This window comes from Paenibacillus sp. plas6, assembly GCF_057221655.1.
Genome location: NZ_CM170151.1, coordinates 211,667 through 234,533 on the forward strand (window position 1 = coordinate 211,667; position 22,867 = coordinate 234,533).

General features: G+C 39.8%; 22 protein-coding genes. 6 read left to right on the top strand and 16 right to left on the bottom strand.

Features of this window, described 5'->3' with window-relative positions:
• Positions 1–3: 3 nt before the first annotated feature.
• From AC2TDL_RS01075 to AC2TDL_RS01090, 4 genes are all read right to left on the bottom strand, one after another.
• Entirely contained in the window at positions 4–429 is a 426-nt protein-coding gene (locus AC2TDL_RS01075; protein ID WP_484698168.1) for a Fur family transcriptional regulator, read from the bottom strand.
• A gap of 26 nt (positions 430–455) precedes the next feature.
• Positions 456–680 (bottom strand): hypothetical protein, encoded by a 225-nt coding sequence (locus AC2TDL_RS01080; RefSeq protein WP_484698170.1) that lies wholly within the window; start codon positions 678–680, stop codon positions 456–458.
• Between the two features lie 14 nt (positions 681–694).
• Positions 695–895: a hypothetical protein gene (locus AC2TDL_RS01085; protein ID WP_484698172.1), complete on the bottom strand. Its 201-nt coding sequence runs from the start codon at positions 893–895 to the stop codon at positions 695–697.
• Positions 896–957: 62 nt separating this feature from the next.
• A complete protein-coding gene (locus AC2TDL_RS01090) occupies positions 958–1,380 on the bottom strand; it encodes a hypothetical protein (protein WP_484698173.1) in 423 nt (140 codons plus the stop codon).
• A 98-nt stretch (positions 1,381–1,478) separates the two neighbouring features.
• Between AC2TDL_RS01090 and AC2TDL_RS01095 the strand changes: the two genes are divergently transcribed.
• The 5 genes from AC2TDL_RS01095 to AC2TDL_RS01115 are packed head-to-tail and all read left to right on the top strand — an operon-like array spanning position 1,479 to position 3,523.
• Entirely contained in the window at positions 1,479–1,760 is a 282-nt protein-coding gene (locus tag AC2TDL_RS01095; RefSeq protein ID WP_484698174.1) for a spore germination protein, read from the top strand.
• Complete coding sequence (locus AC2TDL_RS01100; RefSeq protein ID WP_484698175.1) at positions 1,760–1,972, top strand: spore germination protein GerPB; 213 nt, start codon at positions 1,760–1,762, stop codon at positions 1,970–1,972. Before AC2TDL_RS01095 ends, AC2TDL_RS01100 begins: the two co-directional genes overlap by 1 nt.
• 26 nt (positions 1,973–1,998) lie before the next feature.
• Positions 1,999–2,859, top strand: a complete 861-nt coding sequence (gene gerPC, locus AC2TDL_RS01105) for a spore germination protein GerPC (RefSeq protein ID WP_484698177.1) — start codon at positions 1,999–2,001, stop codon at positions 2,857–2,859.
• 3 nt (positions 2,860–2,862) lie between these two features.
• Positions 2,863–3,069, top strand: a complete 207-nt coding sequence (locus tag AC2TDL_RS01110; RefSeq protein WP_484698178.1) for a spore gernimation protein GerPD — start codon at positions 2,863–2,865, stop codon at positions 3,067–3,069.
• A 10-nt stretch (positions 3,070–3,079) separates the two neighbouring features.
• Positions 3,080–3,523 carry a spore germination protein GerPE gene (locus AC2TDL_RS01115; RefSeq protein WP_484698179.1) on the top strand — a complete coding sequence of 148 codons (444 nt, stop codon included), beginning with the start codon at positions 3,080–3,082 and terminating at the stop codon, positions 3,521–3,523.
• A gap of 76 nt (positions 3,524–3,599) precedes the next feature.
• Here AC2TDL_RS01115 and AC2TDL_RS01120 read toward each other — a convergent pair whose 3' ends face one another.
• The 12 genes from AC2TDL_RS01120 to AC2TDL_RS01175 form a co-directional block, all read right to left on the bottom strand.
• Complete coding sequence (locus tag AC2TDL_RS01120) at positions 3,600–5,585, bottom strand: glycoside hydrolase family 15 protein (RefSeq protein ID WP_484698181.1); 1,986 nt, start codon at positions 5,583–5,585, stop codon at positions 3,600–3,602.
• A gap of 15 nt (positions 5,586–5,600) precedes the next feature.
• On the bottom strand, positions 5,601–7,031 hold the full coding sequence (gene glgA, locus AC2TDL_RS01125) for a glycogen synthase GlgA (RefSeq protein ID WP_484698182.1): 1,431 nt from the start codon (positions 7,029–7,031) through the stop codon (positions 5,601–5,603).
• 105 nt (positions 7,032–7,136) lie between these two features.
• Positions 7,137–8,252, bottom strand: a complete 1,116-nt coding sequence (glgD, locus tag AC2TDL_RS01130) for a glucose-1-phosphate adenylyltransferase subunit GlgD (RefSeq protein ID WP_484698183.1) — start codon at positions 8,250–8,252, stop codon at positions 7,137–7,139.
• Complete coding sequence (locus AC2TDL_RS01135) at positions 8,252–9,412, bottom strand: glucose-1-phosphate adenylyltransferase (RefSeq protein WP_484700973.1); 1,161 nt, start codon at positions 9,410–9,412, stop codon at positions 8,252–8,254. Before AC2TDL_RS01135 ends, glgD begins: the two co-directional genes overlap by 1 nt.
• Before the next feature lie 5 nt (positions 9,413–9,417).
• A complete protein-coding gene (gene glgB / locus AC2TDL_RS01140) occupies positions 9,418–11,331 on the bottom strand; it encodes a 1,4-alpha-glucan branching protein GlgB (RefSeq protein WP_484698184.1) in 1,914 nt (637 codons plus the stop codon).
• Positions 11,332–11,411: 80 nt separating this feature from the next.
• A complete protein-coding gene (gene helD, locus AC2TDL_RS01145; RefSeq protein ID WP_484698185.1) occupies positions 11,412–13,712 on the bottom strand; it encodes an RNA polymerase recycling motor HelD in 2,301 nt (766 codons plus the stop codon).
• A complete protein-coding gene (locus AC2TDL_RS01150; protein ID WP_484698186.1) occupies positions 13,693–16,341 on the bottom strand; it encodes an alpha/beta hydrolase in 2,649 nt (882 codons plus the stop codon). Before AC2TDL_RS01150 ends, helD begins: the two co-directional genes overlap by 20 nt.
• The gene (locus tag AC2TDL_RS01155; protein WP_484698187.1) at positions 16,317–17,096 is read right to left on the bottom strand and encodes an ABC transporter ATP-binding protein; all 780 of its coding nucleotides are present in this window, start codon (positions 17,094–17,096) and stop codon (positions 16,317–16,319) included. The genes AC2TDL_RS01150 and AC2TDL_RS01155 overlap by 25 nt, the downstream gene beginning before the upstream one ends.
• 239 nt (positions 17,097–17,335) lie before the next feature.
• Positions 17,336–19,339, bottom strand: a complete 2,004-nt coding sequence (locus tag AC2TDL_RS01160) for a stalk domain-containing protein (RefSeq protein ID WP_484698189.1) — start codon at positions 19,337–19,339, stop codon at positions 17,336–17,338.
• Between the two features lie 102 nt (positions 19,340–19,441).
• Entirely contained in the window at positions 19,442–19,882 is a 441-nt protein-coding gene (locus AC2TDL_RS01165; protein WP_484698190.1) for a hypothetical protein, read from the bottom strand.
• 3 nt (positions 19,883–19,885) lie between these two features.
• Positions 19,886–20,119 carry a DUF1540 domain-containing protein gene (locus AC2TDL_RS01170; RefSeq protein WP_484698191.1) on the bottom strand — a complete coding sequence of 78 codons (234 nt, stop codon included), beginning with the start codon at positions 20,117–20,119 and terminating at the stop codon, positions 19,886–19,888.
• Between the two features lie 53 nt (positions 20,120–20,172).
• Entirely contained in the window at positions 20,173–20,673 is a 501-nt protein-coding gene (locus AC2TDL_RS01175; protein ID WP_484698192.1) for a YpuI family protein, read from the bottom strand.
• A gap of 204 nt (positions 20,674–20,877) precedes the next feature.
• Here AC2TDL_RS01175 and AC2TDL_RS01180 point away from each other — a divergent pair, with 204 nt between their 5' ends.
• On the top strand, positions 20,878–22,740 hold the full coding sequence (locus tag AC2TDL_RS01180) for a S8 family peptidase (protein ID WP_484698193.1): 1,863 nt from the start codon (positions 20,878–20,880) through the stop codon (positions 22,738–22,740).
• Positions 22,741–22,867: the final 127 nt, after the last annotated feature.

Sequence of the window (22,867 nt, forward strand, 5' to 3'; positions counted from 1 at the left end):
ACTTTACAACCCTTCTTCTTCAGCACAGCTTTTACAATGGCCAAATACTTCAAATTTATGGCGCAGCACTTTAAAATCTGCTGGCACTTCCGTTTGATCCATTGGACAAACCTTAATAGGATATGTTTTTCCGCAGCCTAAGCATATCAAATGATGGTGATGATCATGCTCACGACAATGCAGCTTAAACTTTACTCCTTCCTCAAACATAACTTGCTCTAGTACGCCTAGCTCTTCCATTACTCGCAAATTGCGGTAGACAGTATCAAAGCTTAATCCAGAATAGGATTTGCCCATATATTCATAAACATCCTTAGGCGACAAATAGCCGTCCGTTTCTGAAAAAAGCTTCGCTAACGTTCTTCTTTGATCGGTTACTCTTAACCCACTGGAAGACATGAGCGAGACGATTTCATCAATCGTTTGCATGAACATTCCTCCAAACTATACTTAGTCTACCCATTAATATGCATATTAGCTAAAAACGAAACGCTCATTGCAATAAACAATATAACGGTAACAACAATAAAAATATTTCGTATTACGTATATTTTTCTAATTTTTTGCGCATTAGAACGTTCTTGCTTAGCCATTGAATATGCTCGCTGAACAAATAGCGTCACAATAAATGATGCAACAAAGAAAATATTAATTACAAACCAGACTGCTGTCAAATTCATGCTGCTGCCTCCAACTACAAGTACCATCTATTAAGTAAGATAACAAAGATGATAGAGCTGACAACCGCGCCTGCAAAACTAATCCAGCCAGCACGAAAACGCTGCTGAAACATTTTTAGGATGCCTAAGCTTAGTAAACCAAATACGAGTAATATAAATACAACAGCAAAAACAAAAAATCCTGCTGAAACTTCGCTTACATCTACTACAGTCAAGGTAGACACTCCTTCATATGACAGAACTCAATCCATTGTCATTATACTAAATCCTAGCTTTATTAGCTAGTTTGAATGTAGTGCTCATAAAACTTTCTTGAACGCGGACGCTTTTGCAGCCTAATTTGCAATTCCTGATCAATAATTTTTGCTCGACAATATTTTGCTTTTACTAGTTTTGGCAGCTTAATCATTTCAATATAATCATCAGGTAATCCTTCAATTCGAATATAATCTTCCCGTAAAAATAATCTTAAATCTTCAACATTACAATTGATTGGCAATGTATATAACACATCAATAAACTCTTTTCCTTCTTTAAATCGATAGTCTTTCCCTTCATTTGTCTGCTCCTTATTGCTTGCACCTTGTCGTAAGCTGCGAAAAAACTGTTCGACTACAGGAATATCTTTGAACATTTCCATTGCTTTTTCAAAGTTTGTTGCATTTAACCATTTCTCAACTTCCGACCATCTATTATTCATTGTGCTCACCTTTTCATGCCTCATTTCAAATTACACTATATTTTTTAGCTTATACAGCATATGCAATCTTTCTATAGTAGGCTACTGCCGCTACGAACGTGTCACGTCTAGGCGAATGCTGCATAGACTACATTATAGAAATGAAAGCAGGTGAAGTTATGCCGTCATTCGTAGGATTTGTAAATATCGTCAGTAATGGTTCAGGGGGAGTCGTGCAATTTGGCGATTCGATAGGAGTTACCCCAAACAGTTCATCTAAAACCTTTGCGGGTGCAGGTTCTTTCTTAACCGGCAGTCTTGCCAACTCTAATACGGGAGCAAGTGCAACAAATACGTTAGATAATGAGATAATTGGCAACTTAGGAGGAGCTACGTCATAATGACGATCCATGTTCAGCAGCATATCTACATTGGAAACCTGCGAATTGATGCAATTAGCAACAGCTCCATGCTGCAAATTGGAACTTCCGGTGGGATTAGTGCCACCTCATATTCTAACGAAACGTCTCCTCTTGGCACCGTGCTTGAGCAACCCAGTGAACCAGGAGAGTTTTTCTTTCCTTCCCTAGTTCCATTGCCTAACCCAACCTAAATTATTAAAGAAGGGTATTGGTCACTATGCATCATTCTGATCCACCTTCTGGCACATATTTTAACGCTTGGCAGCATTGGGCCTTTCGTGTAGAGCAGCGCTTGCAGGAGCAGCAGGATATGATCCAAAAGCTGCAACAGGAGCTCGACTTGCTTAAACAACAGCTCACCAGAGAGCAGCAATCTCCAGCAACGATTCACGTCGACAAAATTGAATATCATTTTGATCAATTAAAGGTTGATACACTGGAAGGCTCGTTGCAAATTGGATTATCTACAAGTAATCCTGAGCAGCTTCCAATGATGATTGAAGACATTATGATGAAGCAGCAACATGACAATGGAGCTATACCAGCAGCGAATGAATCCGTTCCTAAGAAACAAGCACAAGCCCCGTTTACTAAATATGGCAAGAAGTCAAATGCTAAGCTATATAATTTAGAGCAAAATTTCCAACATTCAAATGCGAAGGTTCGTCAGCAGAATGGGCAAACAGATAGTGAACTTCCTTTAGAGCAAACACAAAATAACAAGAATGTGGGGCAAGGACCAGCAGCAAGCAATTCAGAGCTTATCAATCAACAATTAATCGATCATTGCATTCAAGTGTTAAACAGCGATTTAAATAATGGTTATAAACACTATATCACTAGACAAAGCTCGTTAATGAATGTCGATATGAATGAAGAGCATATGAAGCTAATCATCGATGATATATCTCGTCAGTTGCCAGCGAGAGTGCATCATTACTTAACAGAACAACAAATAAAGCTGACTCATGCCAACAAAGATAATCTGCTACAGCAAGTAATTAGCTTAACGAAACGAGATATTGAGGAAGCAATTGACCGATACATTTATCAATTAACTCAAAAACCGGAGGGATAAAAAATGAATATATATATTCATCAGCAGCATTTAAAGGTAGGCAATATCGATATTATCGCGGTTTCCTCGAGTTCAACTTTCCAAATCGGGGATAATGATCAAGTTATTCTATATGCAATTGCTGAGGATGTGCCTGACAGCATACAGATCGGTCCATTTCCTCAAGTGCAATCAATTCAGTCTTTTGTCACTCCTCTAAATACTTATTAGGAGCCAGTAGATGAGCAAAGAAACGTGCGTAAAGCTGAATCGGCTAAATGTTGTAAATAACTCCACCAGCTCGGTTCTGCAAATAGGAGATCGAGAGTCTACCTATCTTTACCATCAAGGTTTATCTATTTTACGCAGCAGAGCGACTTATGGTACTGATGAGCCTTATTTTTCTTGGTATCCGATGTTTTTTTATGAAATGCCTCCATTATTTGAAAATTTGCCTGCTGGAAAGGTAGTACATGAAATGTACAGTAAGCTGGCACCATTACCTAATACGCAGCCAACAATTGAAGTAGGACGAGTAAACATCATAATCAATTCCTCTTCCTCCAATATTCATATTGGTAACGGAGAAAAATTAGTCGCTGATAATCGGCAAAAGAATATTCGTCAATTTTTGGATGGATTAACGATTAATCTTCAAGAGCTTACAGCAGCACAGCAAAATTAAGATGCTTAGAAGACGCAAGTTTATGCGGCGTTCTAAGCATCTTTTTTTGTCTATGGAAATGAAAAAGAGAGAACAATTATTGATTTACATAATTTTCTTGTTTCGTTTTTAACTGACGATATTTAGCCGCATATTTACAAACCGATTGAACAACAGTAGCATGAGACCAAGTTAGCGGCGCAACCGATAATGGACTGCCATCGAACGGATTAAGCTGCTCTGGCAATATTCCGCTTTCTAAAGCATGTCTTGTTACCCATTCTAACGTTCTCTTTGGGCTTTCCAGATCGGCTAATGTTTTAGCTGAGTCAATTTCAAAGTTGGCAACCCACAGAGTACAAATGATCCATGGATTACCTGGAATACGATCGATATCTCCTGTTTGCTGGAAATAATAGTCGTTTCTATAACGCGCGATACCGCCGATCTCTGTTTTTACCTGCAATCCATATTTTATTGCCAACATCGTTTTTTGGACACGCTCATCTTCTACAGGCAGTACCCCGAATTCCAGCACCCCAAACAGGCTGCTTTCCAATGTCATATCTTTAACCCATGCTCCATCCTTAAAAATAAGTCCGCGTGCAAAACGGCCCGCTTCCTCATCCCATAAATGCTCGATCATCCCTTGTTTGATTTTTTCAGCAGTATGACGATAATGATCACTGCGTTCATAGTCACCAAATAAGTCTGTAAAGTATGCTGCCGCCATTAAACCGCCATAAACGCTAGCTGCTGTATACGTCCAAATGCCAAAGCGTTCCTCCCATAAATCATAGCTTGGCTTCGGCAGATTTAGCTCTGGCTCGATAAAACTGCTTAAAAAATTAGCAGCCTTACGAATTAATTTAGAGTATAAGCTTTGTGGCAGCTCAATAACTTGATGTCTGGTATAGTCCTTCCATAAAGCTAATAATACAAGTGCTGTTTCGTCCTCTTGAATCGGCAATCGTTGCACACCTTGAACGATATACGGATGCCAGCTTGAACCTACTGTTCCATCAGGATTATATTTATGGAACAAATAGCCCTCACTAGAGAGAATATTGGCGCAAAAATGGAAAAATGGTGCGATCATGCTCTGATAACCTGCTAATGACATCGCATCAGCAATTAGCGCACCGTCACGCGGCCACATATAGCTGTAATGATCACGGTTATACTGCAAAATATCCGTATCATTCGCAGCAAGAATCGCCCCCCGTTCATCCGTCTGAGTTCTTACAAGCAATAAGCTAAGCTTAAACAGCCTTCTAACTTCTTGCGGCAAATCACCAAGATCAGATTCAGCCCGCTGCAGCCAATGACTCCAGTAAACAACAACCCTACTTAACAAGCGCTCAGGATGCGAATCTCTTACATATTGATCTAATCGTTTTACTTCTTCAAGATTTTTACCAATCGACATCCAATAATAAATCGATTTCGTGGAATTTGCAGTTAATGTTGTTTTGAAGCTAAGCGTGCTATCCACAGAGCCTTGAGCAATACTATTGCCCATCAAGTTTCCGTCCTCTGCATCACGCCATGTTCCTTCCGCAGTGTTAAAACGTTTTACACCAGTTGAATACTGATAAATTCCGCCCTCGTCCGAAAATCCGTTAAACATAAAATAGTTTGAACGTTTATAATGATAAATCGTATTATTGTCAGGATAATAAACGGCTGTATCACCAACCTCCGAGCCTTCGATCATCAAATCTTGATGAAAAAAAAGTCTCACTTCTCGCACATCATCTCGAAGATTACGAATTGTAACCTGCTTTAAGAAAATGCACTCTCGTTGATGAATACCGTCGTGAATTTGCAACTGCACACCTAAGCGGTCATGTTTGGCGATAACATTTGTGACAAGTGAATCATCCAAATAATCCAACTTAAATTTCCATTCGGGATGATCCAGCCATGAAAATTCGCCTGCTACCCAAATTCCGACGCGACAGTAATGTCCGCCCACATGATTTAGTTGCCCCACGTAAGGATAATAAATATCGCGGATAAAACCATGTTGATCTAAGTTAATAAGCAGCTTACCATTTCCAACAACAAGATGACGAGCCATGAAGATTCCCCTCTCCTAGTTCTTTAATGTTTGATAAAGCGATTTATATTGCTTCGCTGAATTTTTCCAGCTATAGTCGTCACGTGAACCATTATCGACAATGCGTTGCCAAACATCGCGATCATGATAGAATCCAATCGCTCGCTTCACCGTAAATAAATAATCGTGAGCGTTGTAATTCGTAAAGGTAAAGCCATTCCCCTCAAATGTATACTCATTGTAAGGAGTAACGGTATCTTTCAACCCGCCTGTTTCGCGCACAATCGGAACAGTACGATATCGGAGTGAAATCAACTGACTTAAACCGCATGGTTCAAAACGAGAAGGCATCGAAAACAGATCAGCCCCTCCATAGATGCGACTAGCCATACGATCGCTATAACCAAGCCAAAAACGAAACTTATTAGGATGTCGGAGTGAAGCATCATAAAAGAACCGTTCATACTTCTCCTCGCCCGAGCCTAGAACGATCATTTGTACCTGCTCTTGCAATAGCTCGTCTAATGTTGCAATAACAAGATCAAGTCCTTTTTGCTCAACTAGGCGAGAGACAAGACCGATCAAAGGAATGTTTTCATCAATGGGCAACGCCATTTCCGCCTGTAAATCAATTTTATTTTTGCGCTTTCTTGCTAATGAATGACGGTAGGGAGATACAAGATGCTTATCCTTCATCGGATCATAAAGCTCCGTATCAATACCGTTAATAATGCCATAAAGATCTTCACGGCGATAACTTAGCAGTGAGTTCATTCCTTCCCCATAATATTCAGTTTGAATCTCCTGCGCATAGGTTGGACTAACTGTAGTGAGCTTGTCTGCAAATTGAACGCCTGCCTTCATGCAACTTGCATTGCCGAAGAATTCTAAGCCTTCATGCGTAAACCACTCGTCGCCAGCACCGAGCAGCTCTTTCATTTGCTCAATACTATAAATACCTTGATACATTAAATTGTGAATCGTATAAATGCTCCTTGTATTACACCAATAATTATGTTCCTTAAACCGCTGCTTAAGCAGAAAAGGAATTAGTCCTGTTTGCCAATCATTACAATGAATGAGATCAAAATGCTCTTCCTCATAAAAGTAAGCTGCGGCAAGTACGGCGACACTAAAAAATACAAACCGTTCTGCGTCATCTCCATAGCCATATAGCCCGCCACGCTTAAAATAGTATTCATTGTCGATCAAATAGTAGGTAACTCCATCAATTAAACCTTTCCACAAGCCTACATACTGATTACGCCAGCCAAATGCTACTTCAAATTCTGCTATTCGCTTGAAATCTTTCAGTATCTCCTCTTTTATTAAGCCATACTTAGGTAAAATAACTGCAGTATGAATACCTAATCCTTCTAGCGCTTTCGGAAGAGCGCCTGCTACATCAGCAAGACCGCCAGTCTTGGCAACAGGTACAGCCTCTGAAGTTGCAAACAGAACATTCATCCTCTCTACCTCCTATCACTTTATCTCTATTGATATAACAATTAAGCTGCGAGAAATAATAAATGCTCCTATTCATCATTTATCGCAGCTTAACGGTTTACAAGATTAAATGACTTTACGTTTTCCCGCTAAATAAGGACCAGAGCTTACACCTTTTACATGCTGATTTTCTTCAATAACGACATCTTTATCAAAAATTGCACATTTGACTGTGCTGTTCGGTAAGATGACGCCATTTTGCATAATGATGCTATCCTCAACTACGGCTCCTTTATGTACATGGACACCGCGGAATAAAATACTATTACGCACCGTACCTTCTATTAGACAACCATTAGCAATGATTGAGCGCTCCACTACTGCATCATGATAATAGCGTGCAGGTGGGCCGTCCTTTACCTTCGTATAAATTGGACCTGGCTCTCGGAATAAGCTTCGCCATATCTCTGGTTGCAGCAGCTTCATGTTATTCTCATAGTAGCTGTTAATCGTATTAACAACGGCAAGGAAGCCATCATGTACATAGCCGTATACATTAAGCTGAGAAAGCTTAGAAAATATTGCATGACGCACAAGATGATCCTGTCCCTTAGCTAATGAAGTTTCTACAAGATCCATAAGCAGCTCTTTTTTCATTAAATACATTTCCATATTGTAATAATCACTTAGCATTCTGCCATATGAATCTTGGATTTCTGTAATTTTTCCATTTTCATCCATACGCACCTTGCGTGCCTTACCAAGCAGGGGCTGACTGCTGCGATGACATACTACTGTAATGTCTGCATTTTTCTCCAAATGATAGGCAAGCACTTTACGATAATCGATATTACATACCATATGACTGCGTACAATGAGCACGTAATCAGACTTTGAGCGCAAGAAAAAGTCTCGATTTTGATAAAAGTGGAATAAATCTCCGCGACTAAGCTCCTGTACATCATCTGTGATGGGCGGCAACACAAACAATCCGCTTTGACGGCTTTGCAGATCCCAGCTCTTACCGTTTCCAATATGGTCCATTAAGGAACGATATTTTTTATGAACAAAAATGCCGACTTGGTTAATTCCTGAATTGACCATATTAGATAAAGTAAAATCTATTAACCGATAACGAGCTCCAAAGGGTACTGTCGCTGTACAGCGCCCAATTGTAAGCTTATCGAGTTCATCTGTTTCATGGATAAGATTGACTACACCCATAACCTTTAAGCTGTTCATTATTCCACCCCCATTAAATTTTCTTGCGAAAATACATGCTCACCTACAGGGATTACTTTAATTTCAGTGCTATCAGGAGCACCGATAATTGTATTATCTTCAATTACTGCGCCATCACCGATAATGGCTCTGTAAATTTTCACATTTTTACCGATTTTCACACGGGGCATAATTACCGATTCATGAACAATTGAAGCTTGCCCTATCTCTACACCATAAAACAATACCGAACGATGAACCTCTGCCTCGATAAAGCATCCTTCAGATACAATACTCGAAGTCACCTTTGCTTCCTCCGTTATGTATTGTGCAGGTTGGTTAGGATTGACGGAATAAATTCTCCATTGGGGGTCATTTAACTCTAACGGTGGCTTTTCTTCCAACAAATCCATATTTCCTTCCCATAAGCTGTCAATTGTTCCGACATCACGCCAATAACCGTCAAATGTATAGCAGCTTAACAGCAATCCATCCTTCATCATTGCAGGAATGACATCTTTGCCAAAATCGTTGCTTGACTCAGCATTTTCTTCATCTGCAATCAAATATTTCTTTAATGTCTTCCAGTTAAATATATAAACGCCCATAGAAGCTAGATTACTTGTCGGGATTTTAGGTTTTTCTTCAAAGCCAGTAATAACCATCTCATCATTTACATGCATTAAACCAAAGCGACTTGCATCCTTCCACTCTACTTCAAAACCTGCTATAGTCAGCTCCGCACCAGTACGCTTATGATGCTGCAGCATTCGATCATAATCCATCTTATAAATGTGATCTCCAGAAATTACCAGCACAAATTCTGGATCATAGCGTTCTATATAAGGAATGTTTTGATAGATTGCATTGGCGGTTCCTTTATACCAAACGCCTCCTTCTTTCTGCACATAAGGAGGTAATATTGTCATTCCACCATCTCTGCGATCAAGGCCCCAAGGCGAACCTATTCCCAAATAACGATTTAGCTCAAGCGGTTGATACTGTGTCAGCACCCCTACTGTATCTATCCCTGAATGAACACAGTTGCTGAGCGTAAAATCAATGATTCGATACTTCCCGCCAAAATAGACAGCGGGCTTCGCCAAATCCTTTGTTAACACACCAAGCCGCTTACCTTCTCCACCAGCTAACAGCATTGCTATCATTTCTTTACGAACCATCAATATCATCCCCCAGTTGATTGATCTCCTTCGGCGAAGGAAAATAACATAAAGGTGAACGGTGGAAGCTCTATGGAGATACTATAGTTTTGTCCATGAAACGGTATCTCCTCACTATGATATTCCCGTGTCACAACGGTGGTTGTGCCACCATGTTCAACCTCATTGCTATGCAAAATGAGTGAGTAAATACCTTGTTTGGGCACTCCAATACGATAATGACGATAATGATTCCAGGAAAAATTAATGACTATAAGCAACATGCCCGAAGCACTTCTGCGGATAAATGAGATTTGCGATTGTTCGTTATTATTAACGTCGATCCATTGAAAGGTTTCTGGGTGAAAATCATTTTCCCATAATATGGGTTGATTGAGGTAAATATGATTAAGCTTTTTTACAAATTGGTGCATTTTTTGGTGAGAGTCATATTGGAGGACAACCCAATCCAACATTTCTTGATCCTTCCACTCGTCAAATTGTCCCCATTCTCCGCCCATAAATAGCAGTTTTTTACCCGGATGGGTCATCCAATAACCGTAAAACATGCGAAGTTGGGCAAATTTTTGCTCATAGCTGCCCCACATTTTATTCAGCAGAGAACGTTTACCATGAACAACCTCGTCATGAGACAAGGGAAGTACGAAGTTTTCTGAAAAAGCATACCATAATGAAAAAGTAATTAAGTGATGATGATGGGTGCGGTCAGCCGGAGATAAGGCTAAGTAGCGAAGTGTATCGTTCATCCAGCCCATATTCCATTTGTAATTAAAGCCAAGACCCCCCATATAGGTCGGCTTCGTAACTGATGCATATGCCGAGGAATCCTCTGCAAGCATTAGCAAATTAGGGTAATAATGAAACACTGTTTCATTTAATTTCTTTAAGAAGGCAATTGCGTTTAAATTGAGATGTCCGCCTTCAGCATTTAACGTATGCAGCTCAGGCGGTTTGTCCATATGAAGATCAATCATTGTCGCAACTGCATCGACGCGCAGGCCGTCGAAATGAAATTGATCAATCCAGTAAATTGCGTTTGAAATAAGAAAGCTTTGTACCTCACTAATACTATAGTCAAAGCTGAGCGTACCCCATAATGGCAGCTCTGCTCGTTTCCAATCTGCTCCTTCAAAAATTGGACTACCATCAAATCGCCGCAGCCCGTGAGCATCTTTGCAAAAATGTCCTGGAACCCAATCAAGAATGACTCCGATTCCGTTACGATGACATTCATTAATAAATGCTTTCAACTGATCTGGTGAACCATAGCGGCTTGTCGGACTGTAGAAGCCCGTAACCTGATAGCCCCAAGATTGATCTAGCGGATGCTCCATTAATGGCAAAAACTCAATATGAGTGTAGCCCCATTCCACAACATAAGGGATAAGCATATCCGCTAGCTCTGCATATGTATAATAATCTTCTTTTCCTTTTATTTTCCAAGAGCCTGCATGTACTTCATAAATAAGCAGCGGTCGCTCGTAAGAACGATATTTTTTCAGGCTGTTATACCATTTTTGGTCAGTCCATTTGAACTTGGATAGACCATACACGATAGAGGCGGTATTCGGCCTTAGTTCACTATAAAATGCATAAGGATCACTTTTTAAGATTACTTCGTCGTCCTGTGTAGTAATCCTATACTTATATAACTCCCCTTGACCAATACCTTCTATAAATCCTACAAATACACCGGTTTCGCCTGCACGCTGCAAGGCTGCGCCGGCAGTATCCCAACCGATAAAATCACCAACAACAGACACCGCCTTGGCATGAGGCGCCCATACCGCAAAGCGTACACCTGACTTGCCAAGCCATTGTATAGGATGGGCCCCCATAAACCGATAGCTGTGATGTGATGAACCACAATTAAAGAGGAATAAGTCCTCTTGCTTAATACCCCAATACGATTTCTTCATCACTTCACCTCCGCGAAGTCATACTGACGTGAAGTTAGTTGCCATATCCAGCATAAAACGACTTATCCCGTAAGGACCGATTAACTATTTAAGAACGGACTAGGCTCACCAACTGTCAGCAAATGAAGCTCATGCATTGCTCGTGTACATGCTGTGTAGAACAGTTTTCGTTCACTTTCCAAATGGTAATTGTGAGAGCTCGCGTTATAAATTAACACCGCATCAAATTCAACACCCTTGGCCAAATAAGCGGGAATAACCATGATTCCTGGCTCAAACGTAGCTGTTTCTTGGGTAATTAGACGAAGTGCTATCCAGCGCTGTACAAAGCGTTGGTAAACCGCTTTGCTTTCTTTTGCAGTTTTACAAATGATTGCAATCGACGTATACCCTTCTCTAAGCCATTGATGCAAAATGTCATCTACTTGATTATCGTACTCATCATCAGATGCTAGAATGGTTACGACAGGCTGCTTGCCATGGCGATTGAACGGAATAATTTGCTCGCCACCTTCAATCATTTTTGCGGTAAACTCGACAATTTCTTTTGTGGAACGATAGCTACGATGCAATGTTATACGTTCTATCTCTTCCTTGTTATATATATTCTCGTAAAGACTAGGATTTTCCTGCAAGCTGGCATGAACAAAAATTGATTGATTAATATCGCCAACAATAGTCATTCGACTGCGCGGAAAAATTCGTTTTAAATAATGCAACTGAAATGGCGAGTAATCCTGTCCTTCATCAATAATGACATGTTTAACGGAAGTGTTAGTATGGAAGCCTTCCAATCGTTCTTTGAGATAGAGATATGGCGTAGCATCCTCATATGGCATTTGCTTATTCATTAAAGCCTCGATCGTTAATGCCGCTATCTGTTCCCAGCGATCACAATTTGCAGGAGCAGTACCCCTCTGGAATAACCCGCAATAAATTTGTGTTGTATCGACATACTTAAGGAGCTTTACTTTACGGCGCAGCTTTTTAAATTTTTCTTGCACAACACGAGCAGCTAGCAAGTTGCGTTCAGTCTCAAAATCATTAAATGAATTTTCGTGAAAGTGATTTTTTTTCCTAAGCTCATAATATGCTTCAACATAACGTTCCTTGTCTAACAACTCAATTTCTTCATCTACCCAAGCCTCATTTTGCTCTTCTTTACTTAGGGCAGTAAGCATTTTTAGCAGTTGTCTTGTAAGCTCCTGTAAACGAAGCGGAATGCTTAAAGAAGCATCAAGACTATAAAACATTTCATGAATTTCATCTTTTGAAATCAGCACTTTACCACGGAATGTAATGGACTTAAAGCACATTCCCGCTTCTGCAAGCTGGCTTATATATTCATCAATAAAGTCCATAAAGTTCGTAGTGCCTTTTAGCTTAATGCTTTCGATCTTATTTTCATATTGCGGATCGTCGTAAGCAGTCAAACAATATTCAAGCTGCTGGAATTGATCCTCAAGCTGAAAACTTTTACCGAGTCGATGCTCTAAATATTCTCCATATGTAGTTTGCTGCATATTTTGCTCGCCAAGCTCTGGCAGCACTGTCGAGACATAGCTGTTAAACATTGGGTTCGGAGAAAATAATACAATTTGCTCAGCAGTAAGCACATCTCTAAAGCGATAGAGCAAGTAAGCAACTCGTTGCAACACAGCAGAAGTTTTTCCGCTGCCAGCCGCTCCTTGAACAACAAGCAGCTTTGCTTTTTCATTACGAATAATCGCATTTTGCTCCTGTTGAATTGTAGCAACAATGCTTTTCATTTGTGCATCGGAGTGTTTACCAAGCACATCCTGCAATATTTCATCACCGATCGTTACCCCTGTATCGAACATGCTTAATAAATTCCCGTAACGAATAATATATTGACGCTTTAGCGTCATTTCCCCATTGATTGTACCGTTCGGTGTGTTATAAGTGATTGGTCCCGGGCCATAATCATAATAGACACTAGAAATTGGCGCCCGCCAGTCATAGATAAGATAGTTTTCATTGGAATCGTCAAGCAGTGAACCAACCCCAAGATAGATCGTTTCACTGTCTCCTCCCTCCAAAGTTACATCGATTCGTCCAAAATAAGGGCTCATCTCTAACTTTTGTAATAGCTTGATTTCATTTTGTCTTACCCGCTCGCTTCGTTCACGCTCAGATAATAGTTCTGCTTGTTGCTTCATACTGGCATACGTTTCTGCAGTTTCAACTGCGTCCTCGAAATTGACGGTAACGTCATCCCAGAAATTCCGTTTAATATCTACGATTTCAGACTTTAAATCCCCAGTTTCATCTGTTAATTTATCTAAACGATGTCTAATTAACTCAGTTACTTCTTTTACCCGTTGTTCCTCTAATTCATAATCATCTGCGATATTCGACATAAGTGCCTCCTTCTGTTATAAATCCGACTGCGTCTATAATTAAACTTCCCTGTTCCCCCTTGAATATAAGCGAGAGAGATTCCAAATCTGTCGTAAACAGCGAGCCATCTCGTGGAGACTGCTGCTCAATTAGCGATATCGGAATAACATAGGTTTGTAGCAAAGGTTCAATTTCAACATCATATTTACCTTTTTTTATGTTCTCCTCCAGCCATTTTATTTTCGTAAAATCATGCGCGGCTGGCTGTAAAATATGAAAATAGGATTCAAGATCGATAATTTCTGTCCCCCATTGCTTTGCCTTCAGCTCAATCATAAGCTGTAATCCTCTGTATGGTTCATCTTCCTTTGCAGCCTCTTGCTCATCGTCATTTTGCTTTTCCCCTTGCGTATCTTTGCTTGTCGCTGCCAAAGAGGATTGTTCGGGGGATTCTTTAAGCGTTTTATTAGTTCCTTTGTTTAGTAATTCAGATGAAGCAGTATTGGCAATATTTTCAATATCAATTACAGGGTTTTCCTCATCTCTTTCACTAACTAAAGCAACCTCTTCATTCATTTCCTCTTCAGCATCAAGATATAATGATTCAGCTCGAGCAAGAGAAATGACAATTGCACCAATCCGTGATTGCTGGCGATTAATTAACTTAGAATCTAGCGGGAATTGTAATACGCTGTTAGGCTGCTGCCATGTTACAGCAAGCACGCGATTTTTTTTATCCCCTCCGCTTCGCCCTTTTAAATCTATTGTTTTGATGCGCATTTCTTCATCTGATGCAATAAGCTCCTCTGCTTGCGTTGCGCCTTCAAAATCATACCATAACTTAGTATTCGAGCTATGATAGCGACTGACATAACCAGTCAACGGTAAATATTCGCCAATCGTTCTAAAATCCTGAAATACTGCCTCATAACGCGATTCACCAGTAAAGCTGGCCTGCAAAAAGCTATGAATGAACAGCTTAGCCGCTAGTCTCTGATCCTCGCCTTTCATTAACTGTGCAGTATTTAATACAAGTGCACCAGGAAATTGCTCATCGTATTTTCCCCACACTGTGTTAAATTGCCCGTGATTGGCGTGATATAACTCGACTGTAGCTTTGAAATGTCCATTTTCAGTGAACTTTGTTCGTTCATATTGTCTTTCACCAAAGGATTCCGTCAAATCTGAATCCATCGTGCCGTGTAATGTTAAATAGTTAATATTGTATAAATTCGCCAGCTTTCCATCAACTGCGTAATCTGTCGGAGCAATTGCAACAACGGCTTTAATATTTACTTTATTTAGTATATCTACTACAGGCTCATCAGGGATCCATCTCTTTGCATCTACAGCCATCGAAGCCGCCTGACCACCTCGTGAATGACCAATTAAAGCAACATTATTCCAATCGATAGGAACAATGTCAGCTGCTTCATCATACAATTTTGCAACATGGGCAAGCATAAGCCATGATCTTAGCAATTGATCATCATCTACAATGCCAGACCATACGGAATAGTTCAAAAAGTTTGCGTCGATCGAGCTGACAATCATTCCATGTGATGCAAGCAACTCTCCTAAGTAGCCGTAGCCATCTGAGGAATCCTCCTCGCTTATGTGGTTACCATGCATAATAAAAACAATCGGAAATGGTCCTTCTCCATCAGGTACCCATAATTGCCCCTTTATAGGAATTTCCTTTTCAGTAAACCCCCATACAAGTTCCTTGGTCCAAGACCAATCCTTTAACAAAGTCTCACCATTCGTAGGAGAAAAATATAGCGTTGATGCATCCTCATCATTAAGCCAAACTTCATTAGCACTGTACCTATAATGTTTAAAGCTATATTCACCTTGCTCGGCTAAATTTTCATTTAAGCTTTGCAGCTTTAGCGTATCCGCTTGTTGTTGACCCGCTTCGCCTGTTATTTCTCCATCCTGCTTATCATTACCTTGCGACGATAAATTTGAACCGTCTGATGAATCCTTAACTAAAGCTTGCTTATCCTCGTCACTGTTTTGCACCACTTTGTCCTGCAGCAGCAGCTCAGAGTATTGGGCAAGATAGTTTTGCTGCTGTACTTTATTCCAATATGCTTTACCAGTTAAACCAAGGACGACTAACAACACTAAAGAAGCTAATGTTGTAATGACAGAACGCGGAGACTTATTTTTATAAGCATATAAATAAGCAACTAACAAGGCAATTAGAATAAGTATTCCTAAAATAATACCAGACATTATGCTAGCAGCTTTCCAGCCCCAATTGCTTTTTTGCAAAATTAAATAGCTCTGTACAGCGATTCCTATTGCTCCGCTAAGCCAACCGGCAACATATTTCAAATAAAAGAAAGAAAGTACGAATATTAATAAGCCATAAACAATTGCTGCAGCAAGTAAATAACCTAATCCAAATACAATATAATCAAACCATATCCCTATCCCTGTCGGTATTCCCGGAATGGTAAGGGCGATCTCTACACATAACCCCATATAAAAGATAGCTATTGCAGCTTGATTGCTTTTACTAGGTAATTGAATCGCCGTTTGGTAGCGTCGCTTTAGCCAAGCTCTAAGTTTTTGCTTAAAGTTGGGATTAGGACTAGGCTCATTTACATTTTCATTTATTGCTGCTTGATCGTTAGCCAAAATCGTTCGTTCTCCTTTTCTAACTGAATTCGCGCTTCAAAAAAAGCACTCATCCGCTCTCCAGTCAGCATTTGCTCCGTTTCTCCTTGAGCAAAGACCTCACCGTTTTTTAGCAAGAGCGTATGTGTAAAACAAGGTAATATTTCTTCAACATGATGCGTAACATATATCATCGTTGGACAATCTTCTTGCTCAGAAAGACTCGCAATACGTTCTAGCAACTGCTCTCTAGCGATAAGATCAAGACCTGTGCATGGTTCGTCTAAAATTAGCAGCTTAGGCTTGTTCATAAGCGCTCGCCCAATTAAGACGCGTTGCTTTTCTCCTTGAGACAGTGTTTGGTATTTACGATCTGCTAATTGCTCACAACGCAATGTACGCATAATGGAGTAAGCCTGCTCACGTTCTTCCTCGCTCGGTATATCATATATGCCAATTGAAGCAGAACGTCCGCTTAAAACAATATTTAATGCAGTATCGTTTCCATAAAGCATTTGCTGTAAAGATGTACTCACCCAGCCGATTTCCTTACGTAATTCTCTTAAATCATATGTACCAAACTGATGACCAAGTACGCTAATGGTGCCTCTAGTTGGCCATTGATAACCATTTACCATATTTAATAAAGTTGTTTTCCCTGAACCATTTAGCCCAAGTAAGCACCAATGCTGCCCCCTCTTTACCTGCCAGCTAACATTATTTAATATTGTACGATCATCTCGTTCCCAAACAATTTGCTGTAAATCTATTATCATCGATCATTCCTCCGAAGTAAGTATCCTTTTCTATATTCTATCACGAACTTGCTCTAAGCCACTACTTTCACAAGCTATGCTTTGCTTAATTAACGTCTTAATCCCAAATATCATCCATTTCTTAATTCTACTACACAGTAAATATCAATAAGCAAAGGCTATGCTTATTCATCCTCTGAATTGCATAGCCCTTGCTGGTTCACTCATCAAAAATAGATAAGTACTGCATATTTTCTAATTTACTTTGTAATTGTAATGCTGCCCTTAGTTGAATCGTAGCTTACTTTACCGCCAAGCTTATCATTAACAAAGCGAAGCGGCACAAAGGTTGTTCCTTTCACTGTAACTGGCGCTACCTCTAGCTGACTTTTCACGCCATTTACAGTAACTGTTTTACTGCCCTCAGTTAACACAATCGTTGAAGCGCCTTTTATCGTAATCGTTTTATTAGAACTATTCCATTTTACATCAGCGCCTAGCTCAGTGCTAATAAAGCGTAATGGGACAAGCGTTCTGCCTTGCTCTGAGAATGGAGCTGCTGCCAGTTCCAGCTTGCCGCCTGCAGTATAGACATATTTTTCATTAAGATGCATTACAAGCTGATTGCTCTCAAGACCTGTTACCTCTGCACCGATTTTTAGAGTAGTTTGCTTTGTTGAAGCAACTCGTCCTTTAGAGTCATATACCGTAACTGTAAGTTTATGATTGCCTAGCTTATATTGCGAAGTATCAACTGTAAATTGATAAGGATATTGCTTACGTTCAGCAACTTGCTTGCCATCAATTGAAAATACAACTTTACCGATGTACGGGTCATATGTTTTTACCCAAGCGATAACTTTTGAATTTTTACCGCGCACCGCTTGATCAGCTAACTGAGCAATACTTTGCTTAACTGAACTTCGGCTCGCTGACAACTGCGCAACGTTGCTTAAATAATACGGATCTTTAATCATTGAGCTATATGCATTTAATACAGAGCTGTTTTCCGTAAGACTGAAATTGTTCAAAGCGCGATCGGCACTATGGGAATCGGTTAACGTATTTAAACTAAACCAGTTAATATTTTTCAGCCTTGGATATTTTAATTTTGCCCCATGATACATCATATTCATTTTTGTAATCGCAAAATTAACTGCTGAAGTGTTGCCAGCCTTACTAAAATGAGTTGCACCATATTCGCTGACCATAATTGGTTTGCGATCCGAATACTGCTCATATACATAATCTAATGAGTACAATGGATTAACATGATCAGCGGGATTATTCACATCGCCGTTAAAATATTTAACGCTATAAATACTTAAGCCTACCCAATCAACATAATCGTCACCAGGATAATAATCGTTAATGTACTGCTTAGGATTAGCTGCTGGCGACCAAACCATTGCTACATTCGGAGCTTCTTCTTTCATAATTTTAGCAACTAAGCGAAACTTCTCTTTATACAGTTCAGGATTTCCATTCCACTTAACCCAGCTTCCGTTCATTTCTGAAGCAAAGCGAAGAAAGATCGGTACGCCCGCTGCCTGCGCGTCACGTGCAAATTTACGTAAATATTCATTGTCTTTAACCTCTTGCAAGCCGCCATCTGGCTGCAACGCAAGATGAATTGCTCCGCCGGCAGCTTTTACTTGGGACGCCCAAATATACGGGAAATCAGCTCCATAACGATGATAATTAAAGTAGATTGCATGCTGTTTTCCTGTTAATTGATTAAATGCTGCAAACTTCTCTCCTCGTTTACTTTCAACTCCGCTATCTTTCTCGATATAAGCTCCAATATACATTCCGTTTTCTGGTTCAAATTTAGCTAAGCCAGTTGTAGCTTGAACTAGCGGTACATCGTCTTCAATATAAAGTTCAATTTCCGTATTTAATGCATCAGCCATTGACATTACTGCGTAATATGTATTCAAATCTCCGCTTTTCAAGCCAAGCTCATAATGGATCGCTGCTTCAGCATAATACGTATCAGCCGCTTTTTGAAACTGTTCATTTTTCTCGTATGCTTCAGCAAGCTTACGCAAATAACTTGCATTTTTCGGCTCTTGCTTTACTGCTTCTTGAAATTGCACAATAGCTTCTTTATACTTCCCTTTTTTCATTAGATCTACACCATTGTTATAATGCTTCCAATGATGTGTTGTTGCAGCTTCAACATTCACTGTTAATGGTGTAATTGCAATGAGTAATACGAACACCATCGATAAAATTACGCTTTTTTTCCATAGAGTTTTCATGTCATCATCCTTTCCTGATGACATTATAGTACAATTGTCCAAGTCTGGATAGAAAAAATAAAAACCCATCTCGATTTACTTTTCGAGATGGGCTTTTTGCTATTAAAGTCTAGAGAAATAACCAACAATTGAGCCAATAATCGCAATTAATGATAATACTGCAGAAACAATGGCAATTTTACGGGTACCTTGCCGATAAGCTGAATAAGATAAAATTAAACCTGATAACCCAGTCCAAAAAGGCCAAACAAATAGCGCTACAATTGATACAACTAACGCTAAAATTCCGACATACCAGCTCACTATTCCAGTTCCTTGCGCTTGGTTCTCTCCGAAGTTACTTAAGCGCTGGCTATGACTCGCATGCCGTTCTTCATAAGTTAAATCTGCACCCATTTCGGTATAGACTCCACCTCTTTCGAGCGGTGGAAGCGGCTCATGCTGTAAAACCGCTGTATCATCATGCGGGAGCATTGATTTATGAATTACTGGCGCTTTGCGATATACCTTATTGCCTCTAGAGAACGAATTATGCTTGCCCATCTTTTATCGCTCCTTATTCTTTGCTACAAAGGTCAAGCAACATGTCTCCGCAGATTTTTTAGCGGTATCCTTGTGAGGAGCATAAGCATAATCTGTGGCAAACTCAGTGTCATTATGCTTGCTGCCAAACTGGCGGGAATGGGCATCAAGATCGATTTGAATTTCAGGAGCAATACATTTGTTATTTTCAGCCCAAAAATGACAGTTAGATACAGAACAAGCTACGCCTTTAGGCATAAAAAATCACCTCCATCATCAGGTTTCCCTGATAACGAGGCGATCTATACTCGTTATTTTTTTCCCATCATACGTCGTTGAGTCATATAGTCACTTTCATAATATGCCAATTCATCGCGAAGCTCTTCAAAAAATTTCGTAACATTCATAATTACATTTCTTGCGTCACGTTTTGGCTTATAGCGGAAACGGATGGCATCCTGTCCAGTATAAGCATAACGACCATCTTCGGAATAACATTCATTTTTCGGATAAAAGAATGCGTTGACACAATTGTGATATACCTCGTAAAGAGCACGTTCAGCAAAATCATGATCAAAGTTTGGTCTTCTTAACAATACTCCAAGTTTTTCATAGGAAACTTCACAGAACACCAATAGATGTCTTAGATCGGATAAAAATCCTTTATAAAATTGCTCCTCTTCTTCCTTTTTCTCCTCACTAATAAGTGTGTCCAAAGAGTGTGAATTTAAAAATGATTCCAAAATGTCAATCGCTTGTTTTAGCTTCTCACGTGATGCTTCACTTAGCGACTTCACATCAGTCGATGGCATGTTGGTAGATCCCCTTTCATTTTCCAAACCAATAACTATTCAATACTATCCTATCATAATTTTACGTAAAAAGGTACTCCTTCTCCTACAATCCTGTATATTTTGCATACAATTACGAAAAATAAACTGAAGAATTTGGCTTGCGAAACTGCAGCTTAACTTATTTTATAAGACAGAGGCTTTAGGAAATAGGAGTGTGTAAAAATGAGACGAAAAAAATGGCTTGTCCCAATTGGTGCAGCAGCCGCAATTCTGTTATTGCTTCTAGCATATAATCCTGATCGCAATCAGGTGCAGGAGCAAGATCCAAATATCGCTAAACTTCCTCCCACGACAATTCATGATACGCTTAGTGCCAATTTAGAGAAGGAGCAAAAGCTTAGTATTTTGCAAAAGGATGTTAATAATAGTGAGCGACTTATACTTGCTGAAATTGAAAATGATCTAAACAAGCTAATCAATTGCCAGAATGCAAAAAAGGCTTCTGCTTATATTAAACAGTTGCAAGCTGAACATCCGCACTATGTTTATCTAAAATGGGAATACGATAAAGCAAAAATTCAAAGCGGAAATTACCCTGCTTCCAACAGTAATGAAGCGAAAGCATATATGAAGGAAGCAGGTCGATATTACGTTCCGGGCAGTTCATATAGCTCTGACTTATTTTATGGGGATGACCGCCAGCTATATCGCGTTCTATCTCGTATTGGTAATAATGATGTAAAAGTAACTGCAGTAGTGAAAAACTCAATCCTATCTCAGGTTGAGGACCATCAACGGAAAAATCTTCGCTTAGTTCCTTACCCAAGTGAAGGTACGATGAAAGTCGAGTCCGTTAAACCAAATTCTACCGTTGATACGACAGTAGTTACAGGAGAAGATAACGGCAATGCCAGTCACTACTATGAACGCGAAGTCGTTGTGCAATTCAGTCAGCCGCTAACGGATGAACAAATGGCTCAGTTAAAAAAAGATATCGATTGTATAAGTGTTAAGCAAATGAACAGCACCTATATATTCGTATCTGGCTCAGTCCCTACAGAGCAATTGATTGCTTATTTTCGAGAAAACTGGCCAATATCGTTTATTGAGCCACACTATATTTATTTAACCAATGATGAAACGGAAACAACAACGATTATTCCTAATGACTCTTTATATTCTCGCTACCAATGGAATATAAAAAATATTCAAGCAGATAGTGGCTGGAAGCTTAGTAAAGGAAGCGAAGATGTCATTATCGCGATACTTGATTCAGGCGTCCAGTCAAATCATCCTGATTTGCAAAATCGGCTTATGACTGGTTTTAATGTAAACGATAGCTCCAGCAATGCCAATGACGATCTGGGACATGGCACGCATGTAGCAGGGATAATTGGCGCAACTGCTGATAATTACGAGGGGATTGCAGGAATATCGTGGTATAATTCCTTAATGCCTGTAAAAGTTCTTAATAGTACGGGGGCAGGTTCAACCTACAGCGTTGCCCAAGGAATAATATGGGCTACCGATAACGGAGCTAAAGTCATTAATATGAGTCTAGGCAATTATGCCTCTGCAGATTTTCTGCATGAAGCAATTAAGTATGCTTATGAGCGTGATGTAGTATTAATCGCAGCAACAGGTAATGATAATACAAATCGGCCTGGTTACCCTGCTGCATATCCAGAGGTTTTTGCTGTGGGAGCTACAACTAGTGCTCAGCAACGGGCAGCTTTCTCCAATTACGGAGATTATATCGATGTTGTTGCTCCTGGGGATTCGATCGCCAGCACCTACATTGGCGGACAATATGCCGCGCTTTCCGGCACCTCGATGGCTGCACCGCATGTCGCTGCACTTGCTGGATTAATCCGCTCAATCAATCCGGCACTCACAAATGTAGAGGTAATGGATATTATGCGACAAACAGCAACTGATCTCGGTGAAGAAGGTTACGACCCATATTACGGTTATGGCGAGATTAATGTCCAAAAAGCTTTGGCTACAGCTGCTAGCTACACAGGAACTTTGCAATCTTATCCGCAAAAAGTGAAAAATAAGCTAGACAAAATCATTAAGCAATAAATAGTAAAGAATTAAGAGGCTGTCAAATAACAGTCTCTTTTTTCTGTTTTGCACAGCTTTCCATTAATTAGTAGTCTAAAGCTCGGTCTAGCTGCATAAATTTCATCTTACATATTGCTTATATATC

Bases quoted from the DNA above. Each gene is read 5' to 3' on its own strand.
- AC2TDL_RS01160 (WP_484698189.1), bottom strand. From the start codon at position 19,339: ATGAAAACTCTATGGAAAAAAAGCGTAATTTTATCGATGGTGTTCGTA.
- AC2TDL_RS01175 (WP_484698192.1), bottom strand. From the start codon at position 20,673: ATGCCATCGACTGATGTGAAGTCGCTAAGTGAAGCATCACGTGAGAAG.
- AC2TDL_RS01120 (WP_484698181.1), bottom strand. From the start codon at position 5,585: ATGGCTCGTCATCTTGTTGTTGGAAATGGTAAGCTGCTTATTAACTTA.
- AC2TDL_RS01155 (WP_484698187.1), bottom strand. From the start codon at position 17,096: ATGATAATAGATTTACAGCAAATTGTTTGGGAACGAGATGATCGTACA.
- AC2TDL_RS01090 (WP_484698173.1), bottom strand. From the start codon at position 1,380: ATGAATAATAGATGGTCGGAAGTTGAGAAATGGTTAAATGCAACAAAC.
- gerPC (WP_484698177.1), top strand. From the start codon at position 1,999: ATGCATCATTCTGATCCACCTTCTGGCACATATTTTAACGCTTGGCAG.
- AC2TDL_RS01080 (WP_484698170.1), bottom strand. From the start codon at position 680: ATGAATTTGACAGCAGTCTGGTTTGTAATTAATATTTTCTTTGTTGCA.
- glgA (WP_484698182.1), bottom strand. From the start codon at position 7,031: ATGAATGTTCTGTTTGCAACTTCAGAGGCTGTACCTGTTGCCAAGACT.
- helD (WP_484698185.1), bottom strand. From the start codon at position 13,712: ATGTCGAATATCGCAGATGATTATGAATTAGAGGAACAACGGGTAAAA.
- AC2TDL_RS01180 (WP_484698193.1), top strand. From the start codon at position 20,878: ATGAGACGAAAAAAATGGCTTGTCCCAATTGGTGCAGCAGCCGCAATT.
- AC2TDL_RS01100 (WP_484698175.1), top strand. From the start codon at position 1,760: ATGACGATCCATGTTCAGCAGCATATCTACATTGGAAACCTGCGAATT.
- AC2TDL_RS01075 (WP_484698168.1), bottom strand. From the start codon at position 429: ATGCAAACGATTGATGAAATCGTCTCGCTCATGTCTTCCAGTGGGTTA.
- AC2TDL_RS01170 (WP_484698191.1), bottom strand. From the start codon at position 20,119: ATGCCTAAAGGCGTAGCTTGTTCTGTATCTAACTGTCATTTTTGGGCT.
- AC2TDL_RS01165 (WP_484698190.1), bottom strand. From the start codon at position 19,882: ATGGGCAAGCATAATTCGTTCTCTAGAGGCAATAAGGTATATCGCAAA.
- AC2TDL_RS01115 (WP_484698179.1), top strand. From the start codon at position 3,080: ATGAGCAAAGAAACGTGCGTAAAGCTGAATCGGCTAAATGTTGTAAAT.
- glgD (WP_484698183.1), bottom strand. From the start codon at position 8,252: ATGAACAGCTTAAAGGTTATGGGTGTAGTCAATCTTATCCATGAAACA.
- glgB (WP_484698184.1), bottom strand. From the start codon at position 11,331: ATGAAGAAATCGTATTGGGGTATTAAGCAAGAGGACTTATTCCTCTTT.
- AC2TDL_RS01135 (WP_484700973.1), bottom strand. From the start codon at position 9,412: ATGGTTCGTAAAGAAATGATAGCAATGCTGTTAGCTGGTGGAGAAGGT.
- AC2TDL_RS01110 (WP_484698178.1), top strand. From the start codon at position 2,863: ATGAATATATATATTCATCAGCAGCATTTAAAGGTAGGCAATATCGAT.